General features: G+C 62.6%; 22 protein-coding genes. 1 reads left to right on the top strand and 21 read right to left on the bottom strand.

Annotated elements, in window-relative coordinates; all coding sequences use genetic code 11:
• The first annotated feature begins 293 nt into the window (after positions 1 to 293).
• Positions 294 to 1,619: a cell division protein DivIVA gene (locus tag ACRQHG_RS05730; protein WP_241227345.1), complete on the top strand. Its 1,326-nt coding sequence runs from the start codon at positions 294 to 296 to the stop codon at positions 1,617 to 1,619.
• 157 nt (positions 1,620 to 1,776) lie between these two features.
• Here ACRQHG_RS05730 and ACRQHG_RS05725 read toward each other — a convergent pair whose 3' ends face one another.
• From ACRQHG_RS05725 to rpmE, 21 genes are all read right to left on the bottom strand, one after another.
• Positions 1,777 to 2,553, bottom strand: a complete 777-nt coding sequence (locus tag ACRQHG_RS05725) for an alpha/beta fold hydrolase (RefSeq protein WP_126134877.1) — start codon at positions 2,551 to 2,553, stop codon at positions 1,777 to 1,779.
• Between the two features lie 62 nt (positions 2,554 to 2,615).
• Positions 2,616 to 2,867 carry a type II toxin-antitoxin system RelE family toxin gene (locus ACRQHG_RS05720; RefSeq protein WP_126134876.1) on the bottom strand — a complete coding sequence of 84 codons (252 nt, stop codon included), beginning with the start codon at positions 2,865 to 2,867 and terminating at the stop codon, positions 2,616 to 2,618.
• Positions 2,868 to 3,128, bottom strand: coding sequence for a type II toxin-antitoxin system Phd/YefM family antitoxin (locus ACRQHG_RS05715; protein ID WP_126134875.1), 261 nt, complete (start codon positions 3,126 to 3,128; stop codon positions 2,868 to 2,870).
• A 47-nt stretch (positions 3,129 to 3,175) separates the two neighbouring features.
• Positions 3,176 to 3,460 carry an Rv1322 family protein gene (locus tag ACRQHG_RS05710; RefSeq protein ID WP_126134874.1) on the bottom strand — a complete coding sequence of 95 codons (285 nt, stop codon included), beginning with the start codon at positions 3,458 to 3,460 and terminating at the stop codon, positions 3,176 to 3,178.
• 66 nt (positions 3,461 to 3,526) lie between these two features.
• The gene (locus tag ACRQHG_RS05705) at positions 3,527 to 4,687 is read right to left on the bottom strand and encodes an N-acetylglucosamine-6-phosphate deacetylase (protein WP_126134873.1); all 1,161 of its coding nucleotides are present in this window, start codon (positions 4,685 to 4,687) and stop codon (positions 3,527 to 3,529) included.
• Positions 4,688 to 4,696: 9 nt separating this feature from the next.
• Positions 4,697 to 5,392: an endonuclease NucS gene (nucS, locus tag ACRQHG_RS05700; RefSeq protein ID WP_126134872.1), complete on the bottom strand. Its 696-nt coding sequence runs from the start codon at positions 5,390 to 5,392 to the stop codon at positions 4,697 to 4,699.
• On the bottom strand, positions 5,393 to 5,782 hold the full coding sequence (locus ACRQHG_RS05695; protein ID WP_026429109.1) for a DUF2550 family protein: 390 nt from the start codon (positions 5,780 to 5,782) through the stop codon (positions 5,393 to 5,395).
• Positions 5,783 to 5,795: 13 nt separating this feature from the next.
• Complete coding sequence (locus tag ACRQHG_RS05690; protein WP_126134871.1) at positions 5,796 to 6,071, bottom strand: F0F1 ATP synthase subunit delta/epsilon; 276 nt, start codon at positions 6,069 to 6,071, stop codon at positions 5,796 to 5,798.
• A complete protein-coding gene (gene atpD / locus ACRQHG_RS05685) occupies positions 6,071 to 7,531 on the bottom strand; it encodes a F0F1 ATP synthase subunit beta (RefSeq protein ID WP_016441725.1) in 1,461 nt (486 codons plus the stop codon). The genes ACRQHG_RS05690 and atpD overlap by 1 nt, the downstream gene beginning before the upstream one ends.
• A 29-nt stretch (positions 7,532 to 7,560) precedes the next feature.
• A complete protein-coding gene (locus ACRQHG_RS05680; RefSeq protein WP_435719739.1) occupies positions 7,561 to 8,493 on the bottom strand; it encodes a F0F1 ATP synthase subunit gamma in 933 nt (310 codons plus the stop codon).
• A gap of 3 nt (positions 8,494 to 8,496) precedes the next feature.
• On the bottom strand, positions 8,497 to 10,122 hold the full coding sequence (gene atpA, locus ACRQHG_RS05675) for a F0F1 ATP synthase subunit alpha (RefSeq protein ID WP_016441727.1): 1,626 nt from the start codon (positions 10,120 to 10,122) through the stop codon (positions 8,497 to 8,499).
• Positions 10,123 to 10,131: 9 nt separating this feature from the next.
• Complete coding sequence (locus ACRQHG_RS05670; RefSeq protein ID WP_435719738.1) at positions 10,132 to 10,971, bottom strand: F0F1 ATP synthase subunit delta; 840 nt, start codon at positions 10,969 to 10,971, stop codon at positions 10,132 to 10,134.
• Positions 10,971 to 11,501, bottom strand: coding sequence for a F0F1 ATP synthase subunit B (atpF, locus tag ACRQHG_RS05665; RefSeq protein ID WP_016441729.1), 531 nt, complete (start codon positions 11,499 to 11,501; stop codon positions 10,971 to 10,973). The genes ACRQHG_RS05670 and atpF overlap by 1 nt, the downstream gene beginning before the upstream one ends.
• Positions 11,502 to 11,504: 3 nt before the next feature.
• Positions 11,505 to 11,723, bottom strand: coding sequence for an ATP synthase F0 subunit C (atpE, locus tag ACRQHG_RS05660; protein WP_016441730.1), 219 nt, complete (start codon positions 11,721 to 11,723; stop codon positions 11,505 to 11,507).
• A 23-nt stretch (positions 11,724 to 11,746) separates the two neighbouring features.
• Positions 11,747 to 12,565: a F0F1 ATP synthase subunit A gene (atpB, locus tag ACRQHG_RS05655; RefSeq protein WP_016441731.1), complete on the bottom strand. Its 819-nt coding sequence runs from the start codon at positions 12,563 to 12,565 to the stop codon at positions 11,747 to 11,749.
• 221 nt (positions 12,566 to 12,786) lie between these two features.
• Positions 12,787 to 13,206 carry a hypothetical protein gene (locus tag ACRQHG_RS05650; RefSeq protein ID WP_126134867.1) on the bottom strand — a complete coding sequence of 140 codons (420 nt, stop codon included), beginning with the start codon at positions 13,204 to 13,206 and terminating at the stop codon, positions 12,787 to 12,789.
• Entirely contained in the window at positions 13,203 to 14,405 is a 1,203-nt protein-coding gene (locus ACRQHG_RS05645; RefSeq protein ID WP_126134866.1) for a glycosyltransferase family 4 protein, read from the bottom strand. The genes ACRQHG_RS05650 and ACRQHG_RS05645 overlap by 4 nt, the downstream gene beginning before the upstream one ends.
• A gap of 78 nt (positions 14,406 to 14,483) precedes the next feature.
• Positions 14,484 to 15,080, bottom strand: coding sequence for an L-threonylcarbamoyladenylate synthase (locus ACRQHG_RS05640; protein WP_087069879.1), 597 nt, complete (start codon positions 15,078 to 15,080; stop codon positions 14,484 to 14,486).
• A complete protein-coding gene (prmC, locus tag ACRQHG_RS05635) occupies positions 15,067 to 15,984 on the bottom strand; it encodes a peptide chain release factor N(5)-glutamine methyltransferase (protein ID WP_284896330.1) in 918 nt (305 codons plus the stop codon). The genes ACRQHG_RS05640 and prmC overlap by 14 nt, the downstream gene beginning before the upstream one ends.
• A 16-nt stretch (positions 15,985 to 16,000) precedes the next feature.
• The gene (prfA, locus tag ACRQHG_RS05630) at positions 16,001 to 17,107 is read right to left on the bottom strand and encodes a peptide chain release factor 1 (RefSeq protein WP_087069881.1); all 1,107 of its coding nucleotides are present in this window, start codon (positions 17,105 to 17,107) and stop codon (positions 16,001 to 16,003) included.
• Between the two features lie 124 nt (positions 17,108 to 17,231).
• Complete coding sequence (gene rpmE / locus ACRQHG_RS05625; protein WP_016441737.1) at positions 17,232 to 17,444, bottom strand: 50S ribosomal protein L31; 213 nt, start codon at positions 17,442 to 17,444, stop codon at positions 17,232 to 17,234.
• Positions 17,445 to 17,561 lie beyond the last annotated feature (117 nt).

Here is a 17,561-nt window from a genome sequence, read left to right as displayed (position 1 = left end):
CTCACTCCGGCTTGCGGCCCGGTACAACCGCACCGGCGAAAGACCATCGACGACAGTTTCCTACGTTAAAGCTACCGCGTGACCTGCTCGGTGGCGGAATTTTTCGGCGCACGGCCGCGCTTTTAGGCTTAGAGAAAAGCCTAACCGTTATCTAACCGTTATAAAACTCCGTTCCGGCCGATGGTGGTGAGCTCCACAGCGTTCACCACATGCCCAGCGCTACCCCCACCGGGTGCGCTGACCGGTAGGCTTAGGGCAGCAATTTCTATCCAGCAGCGCGCGGAAAGGTTGTTATGGCGGATTTAGAACTGTTTCCAACAGTACGCAGGGGTTACGACAAAGCTCAGGTCGATGAACGCATTCACCAACTGGCTGATGCGCTCGCCGAAGCTCGGTCGCGAGTAGCGGGTTTGGATGCGCAGGTTTTGCGTATGTCCGGTGAGCTCACCGAATTGCACAGCCGTTTGCGCGAAGATGAACGCCCGTCCTATTCGGGTTTGGGCACCCGGGTGGAGCGGCTGTTGCGCGGGGCGGAACAGCAAGCGATGGACGTGATGAGCCGGGCGAATTCCGATGCGGAACTACTGGTCTCCCGGGCGCGTTCGCAGGCGGAAAATCTCACCTCCGCGGCGGAAAAAGAAGCGCAGGAAACGTTGGATACCTCGCGTACCGAGGCAGCTCAGGTGCGCCAGCGTGCCGAGGCGGAAGCCACTGAATTGACCACGACCTCGCGGCGCACGGCCGAGGAGCTGGTGACCTCGGCCCAGCGGGAAGCCGAGCGTTTGGAGGCGAAAATGCGCCACGATGAGGCCGAGCAGTCCACCCGGCTCACCCACGAAGAAGAGGAGCGCCGCGCGGCTCTCGCCCAGGAATTGGCGCAGGCGCGCACCCGGGCCGAGGAAGAGGTCACGCAATTGCGCACCGAGGCTGAAACTGAGGTGGCGCGTTTGCGCAGCGAGGCGGAGGCCGAGGTCGCGAAAATCCGCGCGGAGGCCGAACGTGAGGTTGCGCAATTGCGAGCGGATTCGGCCGCGGCCCGCGCACGTTCCGATGAAGAATCGCGTACGGCCATGGCGAAGTTTGTCGACGACGCCGAGGCTCGGGCCGCCAGTGCGGAACGCCGCCTGGCGGAAGCCACGAAGCGGGCTAATGCCCTGACATCCTCCTCGGAAGCTGAGGCGAGTGCGGCGCTGAGCGCCGCCCAGACCGAAGCCCGGGAACTGGTGAGCGCGGCGCGGGAAGATGCCGAGCGGATGCGCCGCGAAGCACGCGACGCCGCCGAAGAATCACAACGCCAGGCCGATGCCCACGTGGCCGGCCTGGAAGAACAGCGCCGTACCCTGACCTCCTACCTGGAGGATATGCGCACGATGCTGGCCACCTCGAATATCCCGCTGGCCCTGGATGAAATCGTGGGCAGCGCCGAGGAGCGCACCGCTGCGGAAGCGGCTGAAGCTGGGGAAGCTGGTCAAACTAGTGAGGCTGGTGAGGCTGGCGCCGAGGCTTCAGGAACTGGCAATCAGTCTCCCGCAGCTGCAGAATCCGATGCGGCAAAGTCCGATGCGTCAGAATCCGACGCGGCCGGCGAAAGCAACTGGGACGCTACCGACAACCGGTAGTGTCTCCTCACGAGCCGACGGGGGCAGGGGTGTTTTTCCGGGGTGTACTTCGAATGTACGACATACGCACTACACCTCTAAAAACACCTCCTGCCCCCGCCGATACTCATGTGATTCTTGAGAGCGGTGTGATTCCCGAGTCTCGCGATGGTGGTCGCTAACGAGTAGCAGTCTCGTAGAGCTCGCGCAGCGCGGTAGCGACTTCGTGCGGCTTTTCCACCGCGGAGAAGTGGCTGGCACCCTCGAGTTCCACGAAAGGCTGATCGGGGCGTACCTCATGCAGCTGGGCAAATTCTTCGTGCTTGGCATTCGGGTCATCCACCCCGCGCAGCAGCAGGATAGGAACATCCAGCTCCATAACACCGCGGGTACCCGGGCGGGTGAGCATCATTTGTTGCAACCAGGAGAAAGCTCCGGCATCTACCGTCTTGAAATAGGCGGCAACCTTCTCTTTAAGCTCCGGGCTGGCCGCCGAGCTGAGCATAGTATCCACCCAGCCGGCCAGCACATCCCAGCTCTGCCCCGAGGCAAGCTTCTCAATGGCTTTTTCCCGCGGGGAAGGCGAGGGCTCCGGCCCCAGAATCGAACCGTCCAGCAGCGCGAGCCCGGCAATCTGCTCGGGGTGGCGCAGGGCATAAGCGGCCGTGACGGTCGCGCCCATGGAAATTCCGGCGAGCACGATGGAGTCATAGTCGGCCAGGGTTTCTTCGAGGGCAGCCAGGTAGGAATTGATGTGTGGCGTGGTGGCGCCCGCGGCGTCGTCGACCTCACTACCGGAAGGCGAGTCCCCGAAACCGGGGGCATCAATAGCAATCGTGTGCAGATCCGAAAGCTCAGCGCGCACGCCCTCCCACATCCGGGACGTCATCGGCATAGCGTGGAGCAGAACAAGCGGAATACCCGCACCTTCGTGAATATGTGTGGCAAGTTTCATAACTCGATTGTAACGCCGCTACCGGAACTTACCCCGGGTACGGCGACCCTGGCGACTAGTTATCAGGCATACACTTCGCGTCGGTGCGCAGCACGCAAAACCGTAACGAGGAGCTTATCGTCTTCTATTTCATAGATGACACGATAGTTACCCACACGAATACGCCAGGCGGGATAATTCGTTAGTTTCTTTACCCCTACCGGACGAGGCTGGACCGCAAGCTTTTCTATTTCCCCAAGGATTCGGTCCCGAATCGGCTTTTCTAACTTGCGAAGCTGCCTACCGGCTAAATTTGACAGAATAACGCGATACATTTAATCGAGACTGGCCTTGAAATCTTCCAGGGTAATGCGCACACCGTCATCAGTACGCTTGGCATGCTCATAGGCAGCGATATCCTGAGCCATCTCGAATTCTTCTAAGGCGTGAAGATCATCAATCGTGACAATGGCAGCAGCGGGTTTGCCGTTGCGAGTAACGGTGAATCTCCTACCGGCATGAAGCGTTTCCCCGAGCACATAGGAGAGTTCTTCACGTAATTCCCTAGTACTAACCTGATTTTCTGCAATAGTCATATCACATACTTTACATTGTGTACACACCGTACACAATTAGTTGTAGTCTAGGCGCGACCGCGGTGCTGCCAGCAACCCGGATGCCAGTGGCGGCGCGAATCCACCCCGTACTGGGCACCCCAGATGGTGTCCTCCGTCCAGGCAACGATATTGCTTTCGCCAACCCGGATCATCCCACCGCAACCGGGGCACACATAATCCTTCGCGGCGCTGGCGATGCGCCGCACTTTATATGTGGCGCCATCGCGGCCGTTTTCATAGGTGAGCCCACCCATCGCCGCGCTGATATTCAGCGGGCGAACGGGACGGGAGTACTTTTTCGACCGGCGCATTCTTCCATGGTAGCCCCTGAGCGCGCAGAGTCCACTAGCATCGCGTACGACGCCGCAGTCTCCCGGCTATGCAACCAGCTTGCCGTCCTGCGCAACCAACTGCCCGGCTCGGTAGACCCGCCGCGGGCGCAGCTCCTCATCCACAACCAGCAGATCCGCACGTTTGCCCACCTCGAGGGAGCCGCGATCGGTCAAGCCCATCACGCGGGCCGGGGTGGCGCTCGCCATGGTAACGGCGTCGTTCATATCGACTCCTGCGCCGACCACGGTGCGCACAATATCGAGAAGATGCGAGGTGCCGCCCGCGAGATTGCCCCCGCGCAGCCGCGCCTGCCCGTCGGTCACGTGCACCCGCAGCCCGCCCAGCTCGTAGGTACCATCCGCCATACCGGCAGCCGCCATGGCATCGGTGATGAGCGCGATATTTTCCGGGCCCACGATTTCGACCACGTTGCGCACCAGCTCGGAGCTAATATGCACGCCGTCTCCAATAAGTTCGACGACGCAGCTGCCGCGCCGCGCGGCAGCCAAATACTCGGCTACCGGACCGGGCGCACGGTGGCGCAATTCGCGCATGGCATTAAAGAGGTGGGTGGCCACCGGGGTTGCTCCGCCCGCCATCGCCCGCTCCTGGAGCTCCCGCGCCGGGCCGGCCTCCGCGTGGGTATGCCCCCAGGTGGGCACCACACCGTGCTCAAGCAGCAGGTCCACCACCTCGCTCGCCCCCGATAGCTCGGGGGCGAGCGTCATGCCCCAGGCATGCCCGCGGGCAGCGGTGAGGAGCCGGTTGGCGATCTCCACGCTCGGGGTTTCCAAATAGGCGGGGTTTTGCGCCCCCGCTCGCTCGCTAGAAAGGAAAGGCCCCTCAATAAGAATGGCGGCCAGGGTCCCATCCTCGACCGCATCGGCCAGCAAACTTGCCCCGGCCTCCATGCGCTCCACGCTCAGGGTGGTGAGAGCCGCGGCTATCGAAGTGGTCCCGTGCGCCAGGTGTTCCCCGGCCGCCTGCGCCACTTCCGCGCTATCTTTCGCATCCGGGAAGGAAGCCCCTCCCCCGCCGTGGCAGTGTTCATCAACGAGCCCGGGGAGGATGAGCCACCCCTCCGGGAGCTCTGCCGTCACATCGCTCGATACCGTATCTACCCGCGTGAGAACTCCCTTGTCCCACGCGATTTCACATTCGCGTACGCCGCCGGGCAACGCTGCCCGGCCGTATAAGAACCCCATTATCCCGTCCTAAAACAGTCGATCCTCCGGGTGGTCTATGCCACGCATATCGTCGTAATTCAAGATCATACAGTCAATGCCGCGGTCTTCGGCCAGCACACGGGCCTGAGGTTTGATTTCCTGGGCTGCGAAAATACCGCGCAGCGGGGTGAGGAGGGGATCGCGGCGCAAGAGGTCGAGGTAGCGGGTGAGCTGTTCGACCCCGTCGATTTCGCCGCGGCGTTTAATTTCGACGGCGATATAGCCACCCTCGCCGTCGCGCACCATCAGATCGACCGGACCGATGGCGGTGGGATACTCCCGGCGCACCAAGCTGGCCTGCGGGGCGATGCGTTCCACCTGTTCGGCCAGCAGTTTTTGCAGGTGCGCTTCCACCCCGTCCTTGACGAGTCCGGGATCCACCCCGAGGTCTTGCTCGTAATCAGAAAAGACCTCGTAGATCCGAATAACCAGCCGGTCATCGGTTTTCTTGTGCTCCACGTTCCAGATGGTGCGCACGCCCGCCTCGCGCTCGGCCGCGCTCGGTTCTTCTTCGGTGAAGAGGGTTGGGCCCATCATCCAGTTGAGGGGCTTGTAGGAGCCGGTATCTGCATGAACCAGCACCGAGCCATCCGCCTTGACCATGAGGAGCCGAGTGGCCGGTTCGAGATGCGCGTCCAGGCGTCCGGAATAATCCACCGAACAGGTAGCAAAAACAACGCGCATCTAGAACAACACCCAATCTCCCCGGGGCGGGGCCGAATCCGCCCACGCCACCAGCGCGGTATGCGCTTGGCAGCTCATGGCCATATCAATTTCTGTATGAGCATCCCCCACGCGGGCGGTGGCGATATCGTCACGGACTTTAACCAGGTTGATGCTCAGGGAACGCCGGTCGAGGCGCAGCGCCGGGCGCCAGGATAGGGAGGCGACCCTAAACCATTCCAGCGCATCGGTGCGGAAAAACACCACGCCGGTATGCCAGCGGTGCTGCCGGCGTACCGCCGCCTGGGAGGACCCCCACTGGTTGAAGAGGTACCGCACCCGCGCCAGGAAGTAGATGAGGAGCGCGAGGAGAACCAGCACGACGATCAGTGCTACGCTTTGCCAGCTCATTCGCGCTCTCCGCCTACTGCCCGCTAACCGACTGCTCGGTGACCGAATCGGCCACCACGATAACCTGGTTAGCGGTCACCGTGAGGAAGCCGGAGCCGGACATCGTGAAGCTGCGATCGCGTCCGTCCTCGCAGCCGCGCACCTCGACATTGCCTTCCGTGAGGAGGGCGACGAGCGGGGTGTGGTCCGTGAGGATACCCACCGAGCCTTCGGTGCCGGGCGCGGTCACCGATTCGGCGTTACCGCGCCACGCCAGCTCCCGCTGGGAAACGATCTCAACGTCCAGCATTATTCGCTCCGCAGTTCGTGGTACTTGCGTTCCAGATCCTCGATGCCGCCAATATTGAAGAAGGCCTGCTCGGGGACGTGGTCGTATTCGCCGTCGCAAATACGGCGGAACGCTTCCACAGTTTCCGCAACCGGAACGGTGGAGCCTTCCACGCCGGTGAACTTCACCGCGGTGTACATATTCTGCGAGAGGAACTGCTGGATCCGGCGCGCGCGGGCAACGGTCAAGCGGTCTTCTTCGGAGAGTTCATCCACACCGAGGATGGAAATGATGTCCTGAAGTTCGCGGTTCTTCTGGAGGATCGCCTTGACGCGGGTCGCGACTTCGTAGTGCTGCTGGCCCACGATCTGCGGATCCAGAATACGCGAGGTCGAGGCGAGGGGATCCACCGCCGGGTAAATACCCATGGATGCAATATCACGCGAGAGCTCGGTGGTCGCATCCAAGTGAGCGAAGGTGGTTGCCGGCGCCGGGTCGGTGTAATCGTCCGCCGGAACGTAAATGGCCTGCAGCGAGGTAATGGAATGCCCACGCGTGGAGGTAATACGCTCCTGGAGCGCACCCATTTCATCGGCCAGGGTGGGCTGGTAACCCACCGCGGAAGGCATACGCCCGAGCAGGGTGGATACTTCCGAGCCGGCCTGGGTGAAGCGGAAGATGTTATCGATAAAGAGCAGCACGTCCTGGTTGGCGACGTCGCGGAAGTACTCCGCCATCGTCAAGCCGGACAGGGCGATGCGCAGGCGCACCCCCGGCGGCTCGTCCATCTGGCCGAAAACGAGGGCCGTCTTATCGAGCACCCCGGCTTCGTCCATTTCGTGGATGAGGTCGTTACCCTCGCGGGTACGTTCACCCACCCCGGCGAATACGGAAACGCCATCGTGGTCGAGAGCCACGCGCTGAATCATTTCCTGGATGAGGACCGTTTTACCCACGCCCGCGCCACCGAAGAGGCCGATCTTGCCACCCTGCACGTAAGGGGTGAGCAGGTCGATGACCTTGAGGCCGGTCTGGAACATTTGGGTTTCCGGCTCGAGTTCGTCGAAGGCGGGAGCCTGGCGGTGAATCGACCAGCGTTCCTTCACCTCGATCTCATCGGGGGAAACGTTAAGCGGTTCGCCCACGACGTTGAAAACGTGCCCGCGGGTCACGTCACCGACCGGAACGGTGATGGGGGCACCGGTATCGATAACGACGGCGCCGCGCACCAGGCCGTCAGTCGGCTTCATCGCGATGGTGCGCACCACGTTATCACCCAGGTGCTGAGCCACTTCCAAGACCATCTCCTGCTCGATGACGCTTCCGTCACCGGCGGGGAGGGTGGCCGTGGTTTTCAGGGCGTTATTGATATCGGGAAGCGCGTCGGACGGAAATTCGACGTCGACGACGGCGCCAATGACCTGCGTAATCCGGCCGGTTGTGGCCAGGTCCGCGGTCTGCTCCTCTAGTTGTGCAGTCATAGTGTGTTCCTTATCCGTTACGAAGCGCGTTATCCGTTACTTAGTGCATCGGCACCGGAGACGATTTCAGTGATCTCGGTGGTGATCTCAGCCTGGCGCGCGTTATTGGCGAGCCGGGTGTACTTCTCGATGAGTTCGGCGGCGTTATCGGTGGCCGCGTGCATCGCCTGCTGGCGCGAGGCGAGTTCGGAGGCCGCTGCCATGAGAAGAATCGAGGAGATACGTTTGCGAACATACATGGGCACGAGCGCTTCGAAAACGTCGTGTGCCGAAGGTTCGAAATCGTAGAGCGGTTCGGTTTCTTCCGTGCCGCCGCCCGAGAATTCCGATCCGGTATCCTCCAGATCGCCTTCCTCGTAGTCCACGATGGCGAGCGGCAGCATATGGCGCACCTGGACCACCTGGCTCACCATCGATTCGAAGCGGGTGTAGACCACATGTACTTCGGCGACGCCGCCTTCTTCCGGCGGGGCGGTGAAAGCATCGAGGAGGGTGCGCGCGATTTCATCGGATTGCTCCGGATCGGGCTTATCCGAGGTACCGCTCCACTCCCCGGCGATATTCACCCCGCGGAATTTGAAGTACTGCAGGCCGCGCCGGCCGGTCACGTACAGCACCGGATCCTTACCTTCGGCGCGCAGATTCTCCACGGTGCGTTCCGCTTCGCGCAGCACATTGGCGGAATAGGCCCCCGCCATGCCGCGGTCGGAGGTCACCACGAGTACCGCCACCCGATTGGTATCGGTGCGTTCGCGCATCAGCGGGTGCTGGGCGTCAAAATCATGGCGCCCCACCAGGCCGAGCGCACGGGTTACCGCCCGCGCGTAGGGGTCCAGTTCCTGCGCCTCCCGACGCGCCGAGCCGATACGCGAGGCCGCAATGAGCTCCATCGCGCGGAACACCTTCTGCAAGGTGCTCGTCGCCCGAATTTTGCTCTTGTAAATCCTCTGTTCGCCGGCCATCGATTAACCCTTCGTCGGCCGCGCGAGAGTTTCACGGGCCTGCTCGGCCGGGACATCCTCTTCCCCGCCAGCGGGCAGGTTTTCGGCGGTGCGGTAGGACTCCGTGAAGGCGCTGACCGTGGCTTCCAGTTCGGCTTCGAGGTCCTTATCCATCTCACCGGTGGAGGCAATGGTTTCCAGCACCGAGGAGTTGTGCCGCACGTAGTCAAGCATGCGGGCTTCCCAATCGTGCACCTTCTCCACCGGGACATCATCGAGATAGCCCTTCGAGCCGGCCCACACCGAAACAACCTGTTCCTCAATGGGGTACGGGGTGTACTGCGGCTGCTTGAGCAGCTCCATGAGGCGCTCACCACGGGTGAGCTGCTGGCGGGTGGCCGGGTCAAGATCGGAGGCGAACATCGCGAAGGCCGCCTGGGAGCGGTACTGCGCCAGGGTGATCTTCAGGGTACCGGCAACCTTCTTCATGGCCTTGATCTGCGCGTCGCCACCCACGCGGGATACCGAAATACCCACGTCCACGGCCGGGCGCTGATTGGAGTTGAAGAGGTCGGACTGCAAGAAGATCTGACCGTCGGTAATGGAAATAACGTTGGTCGGAATGTAGGCCGAGACGTCATTCGCCTTGGTTTCCACAATGGGAAGGCCGGTCATGGAACCCCCGCCCAGCTCATCGGAGAGCTTGGCACAGCGTTCCAGCAGGCGCGAATGCAGGTAGAAAACGTCGCCCGGGTAGGCTTCACGCCCCGGCGGGCGGCGCAGCAGCAGCGAAACAGCGCGGTAGGCTTCGGCCTGCTTGGAGAGATCGTCAAAGACGATGAGCACGTGCTTGCCTTCGTACATCCAGTGCTGGCCGATGGCCGAACCGGTGTAGGGAGCCAGGTACTTGAAGCCAGCCGGATCGGATGCCGGGGAGGCCACGATGGTGGTGTATTCCAGCGCCCCGTAGCGAGCCAGGGTGCCGCGCACCGAAGCGATGGTGGAACCCTTCTGGCCGATGGCCACGTAAATGCAGCGCACCTGCTTGGAGGGATCCCCGGTTTCCCAGTTCTTGCGCTGGTTGAGGATGGTGTCAATCGCGAGGGCGGTTTTACCGGTCTGGCGGTCCCCGATGATGAGCTGGCGCTGCCCGCGCCCGATCGGGGTCATCGAGTCAATAGCCTTGATACCGGTTTCCAGCGGTTCGTGCACCGACTTGCGCATCATTACGCCGGGAGCCTGCAGCTCCAGGGCGCGTCGGCCGCTGAGATTTTCGATTTCGCCCAGGCCGTCAATCGGCTTGCCGAGGGGGTCCACCGTGCGGCCGAGGTATCCGTCGCCCACCGGGACGGAGAGCACCTCACCGCTGCGGCGCACTTCCTGGCCTTCTTCAATATTGGAGAAGTCACCGAGAACGACGACGCCGATTTCGCGCTCTTCCAGGTTCATCGCCAGTCCGCGGGTGCCATCCTCGAAAACGAGAAGTTCATTAGCCATCGCACCGGGCAGGCCGGCCACGCGGGCGATGCCGTCCGCCGTCATGGTGACGTGACCAACTTGCTCACTCTCGGACTGCTCCGGCGTGTAGCTACGCACGAAGTTATCGAGCGCTGCCCGAATCTCTTCGGGCTGGATTGTCAGATCAGCCATTCTTTTTCCTTACCTGTTGCTCGCCGGTGCCGCCGGCATGACCGCGACTTTATCGCGTACATCTTTAATTCTGGACTGCAGCGTCGCGTCAATAACATCCGAGCCGTGCTGAATGCGCATACCGCCCACCACAGCCGGATCCACCGAGACGTGAATGGAAACTTCGGTTCCGTACATCGCGGTCAGGGCGCGCTGGAGGCGTTCTTCTTGCGTTGCCGTGAGCGGCCGGGCTACCAGCACCGATACTCCGGAAACTTCACCCAGCTCAGCTGCCTGAGCCGCGTACTCCATAAGCGAGGCCGCCAGGGTTGCTTCCCGGACCCGCGCCAGGGCGCGATGTGCCAGCACCCGGGTTTCCTCCCGGATATTCGGAACCACGCGATCAAAGAGCGCCCCGCGTTCCTCCGCGGAGTATTCCTCGCGGGAGAGCGTGATGCGCAGATCGGGAGTTTCTTTGAGGGTGCGCATGAGCTGGTAGAGCTCATCTTCCACGCCGGAAAGCACCCCGGCGCCGCGCGCCCGCACCAGCACGGCGTGCGCACCGAGGGTATCCACGGTCGTGACGAGATCAGCGTCCTCCGTCCACGTCCGCCCCGCCACCGCGCGCAGCACCGCGAGAACCGGTGCGCTCACGTGGGCGGCGAAAATGGCGCTTGCCAGGCTTTCCCGTGCCGCTCCGGCCCGCGTGGTATCCGCGAGGGTGCCACGTAGGGAAGGAGAGGCATTGATGGCGTCTGCAGCGGCGAAAAGTTCGCGCGCCAAGTCAATTTCCTGGCCGGGATGTTCCTGAAGCAGCGCGTCCCACTCGGCGGTGACCGCGGCGGCGGATTGCTTACTCGTGGACCGCATTACGCCCCCGTTCGCGCCTGCTCCTCGAGATTATCGAGGAACGAATCGACAACGCCCTGGTTCACACTCGGATCGAGGCGAATCTGCTCACCCACGATACGACCGGCCAGCTGCGAGGCCATGGTGCCAAGATCCGCGCGGAGAATCCGCGCGGCGGCGTCGGTATCAGCTTTAATCTGAACCTGAGCCGCGGCGGAAATGCGCCGCGCTTCTTCGCCGGCTTCCCGGCGTGCACGCTCGATAATATCGGAGGCATTGGACTGTGCCTGGGCGCGGATATCCGCGGCTTCGCGCACCGCAGCGTCCTTTTCGGACTGGATGGTGGCGCGTTCTTGAGCCACTTCCTCGCGGGCGCGCTCGGCAGCGAGCAAACCTTCTTCGATTTTCTCCCGCCGCTCATCAAGCATCTTCGTCAGCGTCGGCCAGGCGAATTTATACACCGCGATGGCGACGATGAGGAAAGATACCGTGCCCCACAGCAGATCCGGAATGGCCGGAATGATAACACTGTGTTCTTCAGCGAGATACATTGCTTAAGCTCCGAACACGAAGCCCGCGGCGAAGCCGATCAGGCCGAGTGCTTCGGTAAAGGCGATGGACAGGAACATATTGACACGCAGGTAGCCGCGGATCTCGGGCTGGCGTGCGGTAGCTTCCTGGTTCTTCGCACCGATGAGGCCGACGCCGATGCCGGGGCCGATAGCCGCGAGACCGTAACCGATGGTCGCGAGAACTGCTGCAGATCCAGTCATGGGATTGTCCTTTTCTTGTTGTTTTAGTGGGCGGAAATAGAAAGTTGGATATACGCGGCGGTGAGCAGGGCGAAAATATACGCCTGCAGGCACGCCACGAAAAGTTCAAAGACGGTGAAGAGGATACCTGCCACCAGGGTGACCGTACCCAGGCCGATACCGAGGCCCCCGCCCATGGAGAAGTAGAGCGCGTGGGTGCCCAGGAAGCAGAGCACGAGCAGCATATGCCCGGAAAGCATATTGGCCAAGAGACGAACCGTCAGGGTGACGGGCCGAATAATGAAGGTAGAAAGCAACTCAATGGGCGTCATGATGATGTAAATCGGCCAGGGCACCCCGGGCGGGAAGAGTTGTTCCTTGAAGAAGGTACCCGCCCCGCGTTCTTTCATACCCGCAATAATGAAAGCCACGTACGCCACCACGGCGTAAATGAGCGGCATACCAATAACCGACGTACCCGCGAGCTGCAAGCCCGGGATAACGCCGGTCAGGTTCATAAAGAGAGTACCGAGGAAAATGGTGGCGAGCAGGGGCTGGTACTTCCGTGCCTGCCCTTCAAGAATTTCTTCACCGATCTGCACCCGCGAGAAGTCCAGCAGGGATTCCATCGCAGCCTGCGCACGACCCGGAATGAGCTTGGCGCGCTTGGCATAGATAACGCAGAAAACCAGAAGAACTAAAGCCGCAAGAAGACGAATCACCATCACGCGATTCATCTCAAATGGCGTGCCGGCGAAGAAGATGGGGGCGGGGAAGAATTCCTCAACTCCCGGGGCGTGGAACCCGTCGTTCTCCATCGGCAGGCCGAGCATGCTCAGATTCGCGAACGAACCGACTGCCATGCGCTCACCCTCTCCATCGAATCTTTCCGCGGCGGGAACCCCGCCTGAACGGCACTGCTAACCTATCTTAGCGTGGAAATCACAATTGTCATCACCGCGCGGCCTTGAACTTTGCCGCCGTGAACAGTGGTCTACGTTACTCTTACCGCCTCTGCGCGGCTAGGACTAAGCGCCCTGTTCCCGAATATACCCGCGAAACGCGGCCTGGCATCCCGGCCGGCTCACGATGCGGTCGCACGAAGATCCGCGCGTAATACCACCCACGATTGCACCGCGAGCGCACAGATAATGAGCCCGGCAAGCGCCAGCGCCGCGGTTCCCACCGGCGCGGCGGTCAAAGTCCGCACCGCTCCGAGGCCGCCCAACACCACCACGAGTTTGACCGCGTAGCTAGCCAGGGCCCATCCGCTCCCACCGGGCAGGTAACGTGCACTGCCCCAGGTCACCACCTGGAGGATAAACGCAATGAGGGTGGCCCATCCCACGGCGCAGGCGTGCTCACCTTGACCGGCAAGCAGGCACATCGCTATTCCGATTATTCCGACGACGACGCATCCGAGTGTTGCGCTTAGCTGGGCACGGCGCAGCAAGCGCGCGGCGCCTCCGCTCGGGGCGGCCCCCCACCCGGATTGGGCCCTCATTGATGTTCCTCCGCTTCCTGCACCGGCTCTGTTTCCCTCGCCTGCTCAATCATGGAAACAGGCGCATCTCCGGCATTCTCCTCCGGGATTCGCTCCCCGCGCGCCGCCGAGCTGCGCCGTCGGCCAAACATCCCGAAGGTGACCACGCAACCGAGCACCACCCCCGCCGCACCGATCAGGGCGACGTGCCGGGCGGGTAGCACAATAAGCAACATGCAGCTGAAGGAGAAAATAGCCGTCCACAGATAGAGAATGAGCACGGTGCCGGTATGCGAATGGCCCAGGCGTAGCAGGCGGTGGTGGAGGTGGCCGGCGTCGGCGTGGAAAGGAGACTGCCCGCGGGCCAGGCGCCGGGTGACGGCCCAGATGAAATCAGAGAGGGGCAGCACCACCACGGCGAGGGCCAGCAGCAGCGGCAAATACGCCGGGAGCGCGTAGCCGAGGGAGGTGGATTGCGGATCGATCTGCCCGGTGACCTGGATAGCCGAGGCGGCCAGCACCATGCCGAGCATAAGCGCGCCCGAATCGCCCATAAAGATACGAGCCGGGTGGAAATTATGCGGCAGAATCCCGGCGCACATCCCCACCGTGGCCGCCGCGGCGGCGCAGGCAACCGAGGTGTAATCCCCCGGGGTGGCATTGCGGGTAAGAATATAGGAATAAATAAAGAAAGCCAGGGAGGCAATCCCCACGATCCCGGCGGCCAGCCCGTCCAGCCCGTCCATAAAATTCACAGCGTTCACCGTGATGACCACCATGAGGATGGTGAAGAAAATCGATAGGCGGGTGGAGCCCACGGTCAGCCCCATAAAGGGCAGCGTGACGAACTGGACGCCCTGCCAGGCCATGACCCCGGCGGCCAGCACTTCGCCGGCCAGTTTCGTCATCCAATCGAGTTCCCAGATATCGTCGATGGCACCCACCAGGCACATGAGCCCGGCGCCCAGCCAAATCGCCCAGGCTTGGGAGGCAGGCCCGAGCACCCGGTGCAGGTAGGGGATCTGTGAGGCAATGGCGAACGAGGCCGAAAATCCCAAGAACATCGCCACCCCACCCAATCGCGGGATAGGCACGGTGTGGATATCGCGTTCGCGCACCTGCGTCATGGCGCCCACGCGCAGCGCCAGGCGCAGAATCGCGGGAACTAGGAAGTAAGTGATGGCGCAGCTGAGCACCATCATGAGCAGGTAGACGCGCATGCTCTCTCCTTCCTAGTGCTGTTGCCGTTCAGTCTAGCCGGCTCGCACCGTGCTTCAGTGCGGCGCCGCCGCATCGCTTCAGCCCAGCGGCACGATGGCGGCAATATCCTCATCAGCAATAGCGCCGTGGCGCAGGATCTGCGCCCGCTCTCCCGCGAAGCTCACAATGGTGGACGGCACCCCGCCCGGTGCGGTGCCCCCGTCCAGGTACACCGCGACTTTCTCGCCCAGCTGCGCACGGGCCTGCGCGGCGGTGCGGGCCGGGGCGTGCTCGGTAAGGTTCGCGGAGGAAACGGCTAGCGGGCCGGTGCGGCGCAGCAGCTCCAGAGCGAGCGGATGATCGGGCATGCGCAGCGCCACGGTTCCGTGGGTTTCGCCCAGGTCCCAGCCGATGCTGTTATTCGCGGGGAGGATGAGGGTGAGAGCCCCGGGCCAGTACGCCGCGGCGAGTGCGCGGGCGCCGGCCGGGATGGCGGAGGTCAAACGGGCGGCGTCCTCCATCGAGGCGACGAGCACCGGGGAGGGCTTATCGCGCCCGCGCCCTTTCGCGGTGAGGAGCCGGGTGACAGCCGCGCGCGAAAACGCATCCGCGCCCAGGCCGTAAACGGTATCGGTTGGGAGAACCACGAGCTCGCCGCGCGCGAGGGCGGCTACCGCGGCATCACAGGTGTCCATATTCTGCCTCCAAAAAACGTTCTCGCCCGGCCAGGTCCCGGCCGGTTGCCACCCGGGTGAAACCCTGTGTCCGAGCGTATTCGCGCAGGGGCGCGCTCTGCGTCTCGGCGTGTTCGAGAACGAGGATACCCCCGTCCCGCAGTAGCTGCGCCGCGCGCGCCACGAAAAGCCTGGGCAGGTCCAGGCCGTCCGCTCCCCCGCCCCACAGGGCCCGCGCCGGATCGGCCCGCACTTCTACGCTCACGGGCGTATCGGGTGGAATATAGGGAGGATTAGCGACGACGACGTCGACCGCGTGGTCCAGTTCGGGAAGCGGCTCAGTCACATCGTGGTGCAGAAAAGTAACGGGCGAGCCGTAGCGAGCATTATTGGTGGTGGCCAGGTGCAAGGCCCGGGGATCTGTATCGACGCCGATCACCCGGGCAGCGGGGACTTCGGTAGCGATACTCAAGGCAATGGCCCCGCTGCCGGTGCCAAGATCGACAACAAGGGGGCCTGCCTGCTGCCCGGCGGCGCCGTTCCGCGCCGCCGCTGCGCCGTCGTTCCCCCTGGCGGTACCGTTCCCGCGGGTATGCGCGGCTACGCACGCCCGCGCGGCCGCGATGGCGCGGTCGGCTACGATCTCAGTTTCCGGGCGCACAATAAGCGCATCGGGGGTGGATACCAGCTCGAGGTAGCGGAAATACATCCGCCCGGTAATATGCTGAAGTGGCTCGCGCGTGGCGCGGCGGGCCAGATACCGGGTGAAAAGTTCGCGCTGTGCCGGAGGCGGGGTGGTGCGCGGATCGGGGCGCTTCCCGGCGGCAGCTTCGGCCAGCCAGCGGGCATCGGCGGCCGGCGAATCTACCCCGGCCGCGGTGAGCTGCGCGGTGGCACCTGCCAGCAATTCCGCCCAGGTGGTCATAGCGCTCGGCTACCTTCTACTTTTCTTCCGCGGCTTCCATACGAGCCGCTTCATCCATAATCCGGGCCGAATCGATGACGGCATCCAAGTCCCCATCGAGAACCGCGTCGAGATTATGGGCCTTGTAGCCGGTGCGGTGATCGGAAATACGATTTTCCGGGAAATTATAGGTGCGGATGCGCTCGGAGCGGTCCAGGGTACGCACCTGAGAATGGCGCAATTCCGCGTTTTCAGCGGCCTGTTGATCCAGCTGGAGCTGACGCAACCGGGCGCGCAACACCCGCATAGCGGATTCACGATTTTGGATCTGCGATTTTTCATCCTGCATGGAGACCACAATCCCGGTGGGAAGGTGGGTAATACGCACCGCCGAATCGGTGGTGTTCACGGACTGTCCGCCTGGCCCCGAGGAACGGTACACGTCAATCCGCAGGTCATTCGCGGCGATTTCCACTTCGCCCGGGTCATCCACTTCCGCGAAAACAAGCACCCCGGCGGTGGAGGTCTGGATGCGCCCTTGGGATTCGGTTACGGGTACGCGCTGCACCCGGTGGACCCCGCCTTCGTACTTGAGGTGGGCCCAGACGCCTTCGGAAGGATCCTCAAGCTGCCCGCGGGAACGGATGGCAACCTCAAGGTCCTTATAGCCACCCAGCTCGGTTTGGTTGGCACCCAGCACTTCCCAACTCCAGCCCTTGGAGGTGGCGTAGCGTTCGTACATGCGGGCCAGGTCCCCCGCGAAGAGGGCGGATTCTTCCCCGCCGGCCCCGCCTTTGATCTCCATAATGACATCGCGGGCGTCGTCTTCATCGCGGGGAATAAGGACTTCCGTGAGTTCCTGGGAGGCTGCTTCGTAGCGTTCTTCCATTCCGGGAAGTTCGGGACGGAAGAGTTCAGCATCTTCCCCGCCCTGGGAGATGATTTCCTTAGCTTCGGTGAGGTCCTGTTCGGCCTGCAGGAAACGCCGGTACACGCGTACCACCCGCCCGAGTTCGGCATAGCGCCGCCCGAGTGAACGCAATTTATCCGGGGAGGAGAGAACTTCCGGGCTGGCCATATCCGCTTCGATTTTTTCAAATTCAGCGAGATGGTGCTCGGCAACCTCACGACGTGTATCAGCCATAACGAGGACCTTTCTTCACGCGCACCCAGCGCGTGCCCTGCCGCCACCGGAGAGTGGCGACCCTACCGACAATGGTGCAAAAAGAAAAGGAGCGCCCTTGCGGTGACGCTCCTTTCCGTGGCGCTTACTTCTTGCGCTTGCCGTAGCGTGCCTCGAAGCGAGCCACGCGCCCACCGGTATCCAGGATCTTCTGCTTGCCGGTGTAGAACGGGTGGCAGTTATTGCACACTTCCACGCGCATATGGTCACCGTTGTAGGTGGAACGGGTGGTGAACTCATTACCGCAGGTGCAGGTCACGGAGACCTCGTGGTAATCGGGATGGATTCCCTGCTTCATTATCTCTCCTTGGTTCGTAGCTGCCCCCGGGTCCGAGCATGGTTCTCCATATCACGGTGAACCGGGAGCCGACAGAAAATTATGGCACGGGCGGGCCGGCCGAGACAAGGTACCGTG

The sequence above is a fragment of the Actinotignum vesiculae genome, from assembly GCF_051267215.1.
GTDB classification, from domain to species: Bacteria; Actinomycetota; Actinomycetes; order Actinomycetales; family Actinomycetaceae; genus Actinotignum; species Actinotignum schaalii.
The sequence above is the reverse complement of the archived record's forward strand: the minus strand, read 5'-3'. Positions and strand labels throughout refer to the sequence as shown.

Excerpts from the sequence above, each read along its gene's own strand:
- atpA (WP_016441727.1), bottom strand. The coding sequence starts at position 10,122 with ATGGCTGATCTGACAATCCAGCCCGAAGAGATTCGGGCAGCGCTCGAT.
- prfA (WP_087069881.1), bottom strand. The coding sequence starts at position 17,107 with ATGGCTGATACACGTCGTGAGGTTGCCGAGCACCATCTCGCTGAATTT.
- atpB (WP_016441731.1), bottom strand. The coding sequence starts at position 12,565 with ATGGCAGTCGGTTCGTTCGCGAATCTGAGCATGCTCGGCCTGCCGATG.
- ACRQHG_RS05640 (WP_087069879.1), bottom strand. The coding sequence starts at position 15,080 with ATGGACACCTGTGATGCCGCGGTAGCCGCCCTCGCGCGCGGCGAGCTC.
- ACRQHG_RS05730 (WP_241227345.1), top strand. The coding sequence starts at position 294 with ATGGCGGATTTAGAACTGTTTCCAACAGTACGCAGGGGTTACGACAAA.
- ACRQHG_RS05650 (WP_126134867.1), bottom strand. The coding sequence starts at position 13,206 with ATGAGGGCCCAATCCGGGTGGGGGGCCGCCCCGAGCGGAGGCGCCGCG.
- prmC (WP_284896330.1), bottom strand. The coding sequence starts at position 15,984 with ATGACCACCTGGGCGGAATTGCTGGCAGGTGCCACCGCGCAGCTCACC.
- ACRQHG_RS05715 (WP_126134875.1), bottom strand. The coding sequence starts at position 3,128 with ATGACTATTGCAGAAAATCAGGTTAGTACTAGGGAATTACGTGAAGAA.
- nucS (WP_126134872.1), bottom strand. The coding sequence starts at position 5,392 with ATGCGCGTTGTTTTTGCTACCTGTTCGGTGGATTATTCCGGACGCCTG.
- ACRQHG_RS05680 (WP_435719739.1), bottom strand. The coding sequence starts at position 8,493 with ATGGCCGGCGAACAGAGGATTTACAAGAGCAAAATTCGGGCGACGAGC.
- atpE (WP_016441730.1), bottom strand. The coding sequence starts at position 11,723 with ATGACTGGATCTGCAGCAGTTCTCGCGACCATCGGTTACGGTCTCGCG.
- atpF (WP_016441729.1), bottom strand. The coding sequence starts at position 11,501 with ATGTATCTCGCTGAAGAACACAGTGTTATCATTCCGGCCATTCCGGAT.
- ACRQHG_RS05710 (WP_126134874.1), bottom strand. The coding sequence starts at position 3,460 with ATGCGCCGGTCGAAAAAGTACTCCCGTCCCGTTCGCCCGCTGAATATC.
- ACRQHG_RS05645 (WP_126134866.1), bottom strand. The coding sequence starts at position 14,405 with ATGCGCGTCTACCTGCTCATGATGGTGCTCAGCTGCGCCATCACTTAC.
- ACRQHG_RS05720 (WP_126134876.1), bottom strand. The coding sequence starts at position 2,867 with ATGTATCGCGTTATTCTGTCAAATTTAGCCGGTAGGCAGCTTCGCAAG.
- ACRQHG_RS05690 (WP_126134871.1), bottom strand. The coding sequence starts at position 6,071 with ATGCTGGACGTTGAGATCGTTTCCCAGCGGGAGCTGGCGTGGCGCGGT.
- rpmE (WP_016441737.1), bottom strand. The coding sequence starts at position 17,444 with ATGAAGCAGGGAATCCATCCCGATTACCACGAGGTCTCCGTGACCTGC.
- ACRQHG_RS05670 (WP_435719738.1), bottom strand. The coding sequence starts at position 10,971 with ATGCGGTCCACGAGTAAGCAATCCGCCGCCGCGGTCACCGCCGAGTGG.
- ACRQHG_RS05695 (WP_026429109.1), bottom strand. The coding sequence starts at position 5,782 with ATGAGCTGGCAAAGCGTAGCACTGATCGTCGTGCTGGTTCTCCTCGCG.
- ACRQHG_RS05725 (WP_126134877.1), bottom strand. The coding sequence starts at position 2,553 with ATGAAACTTGCCACACATATTCACGAAGGTGCGGGTATTCCGCTTGTT.
- ACRQHG_RS05705 (WP_126134873.1), bottom strand. The coding sequence starts at position 4,687 with ATGGGGTTCTTATACGGCCGGGCAGCGTTGCCCGGCGGCGTACGCGAA.
- atpD (WP_016441725.1), bottom strand. The coding sequence starts at position 7,531 with ATGACTGCACAACTAGAGGAGCAGACCGCGGACCTGGCCACAACCGGC.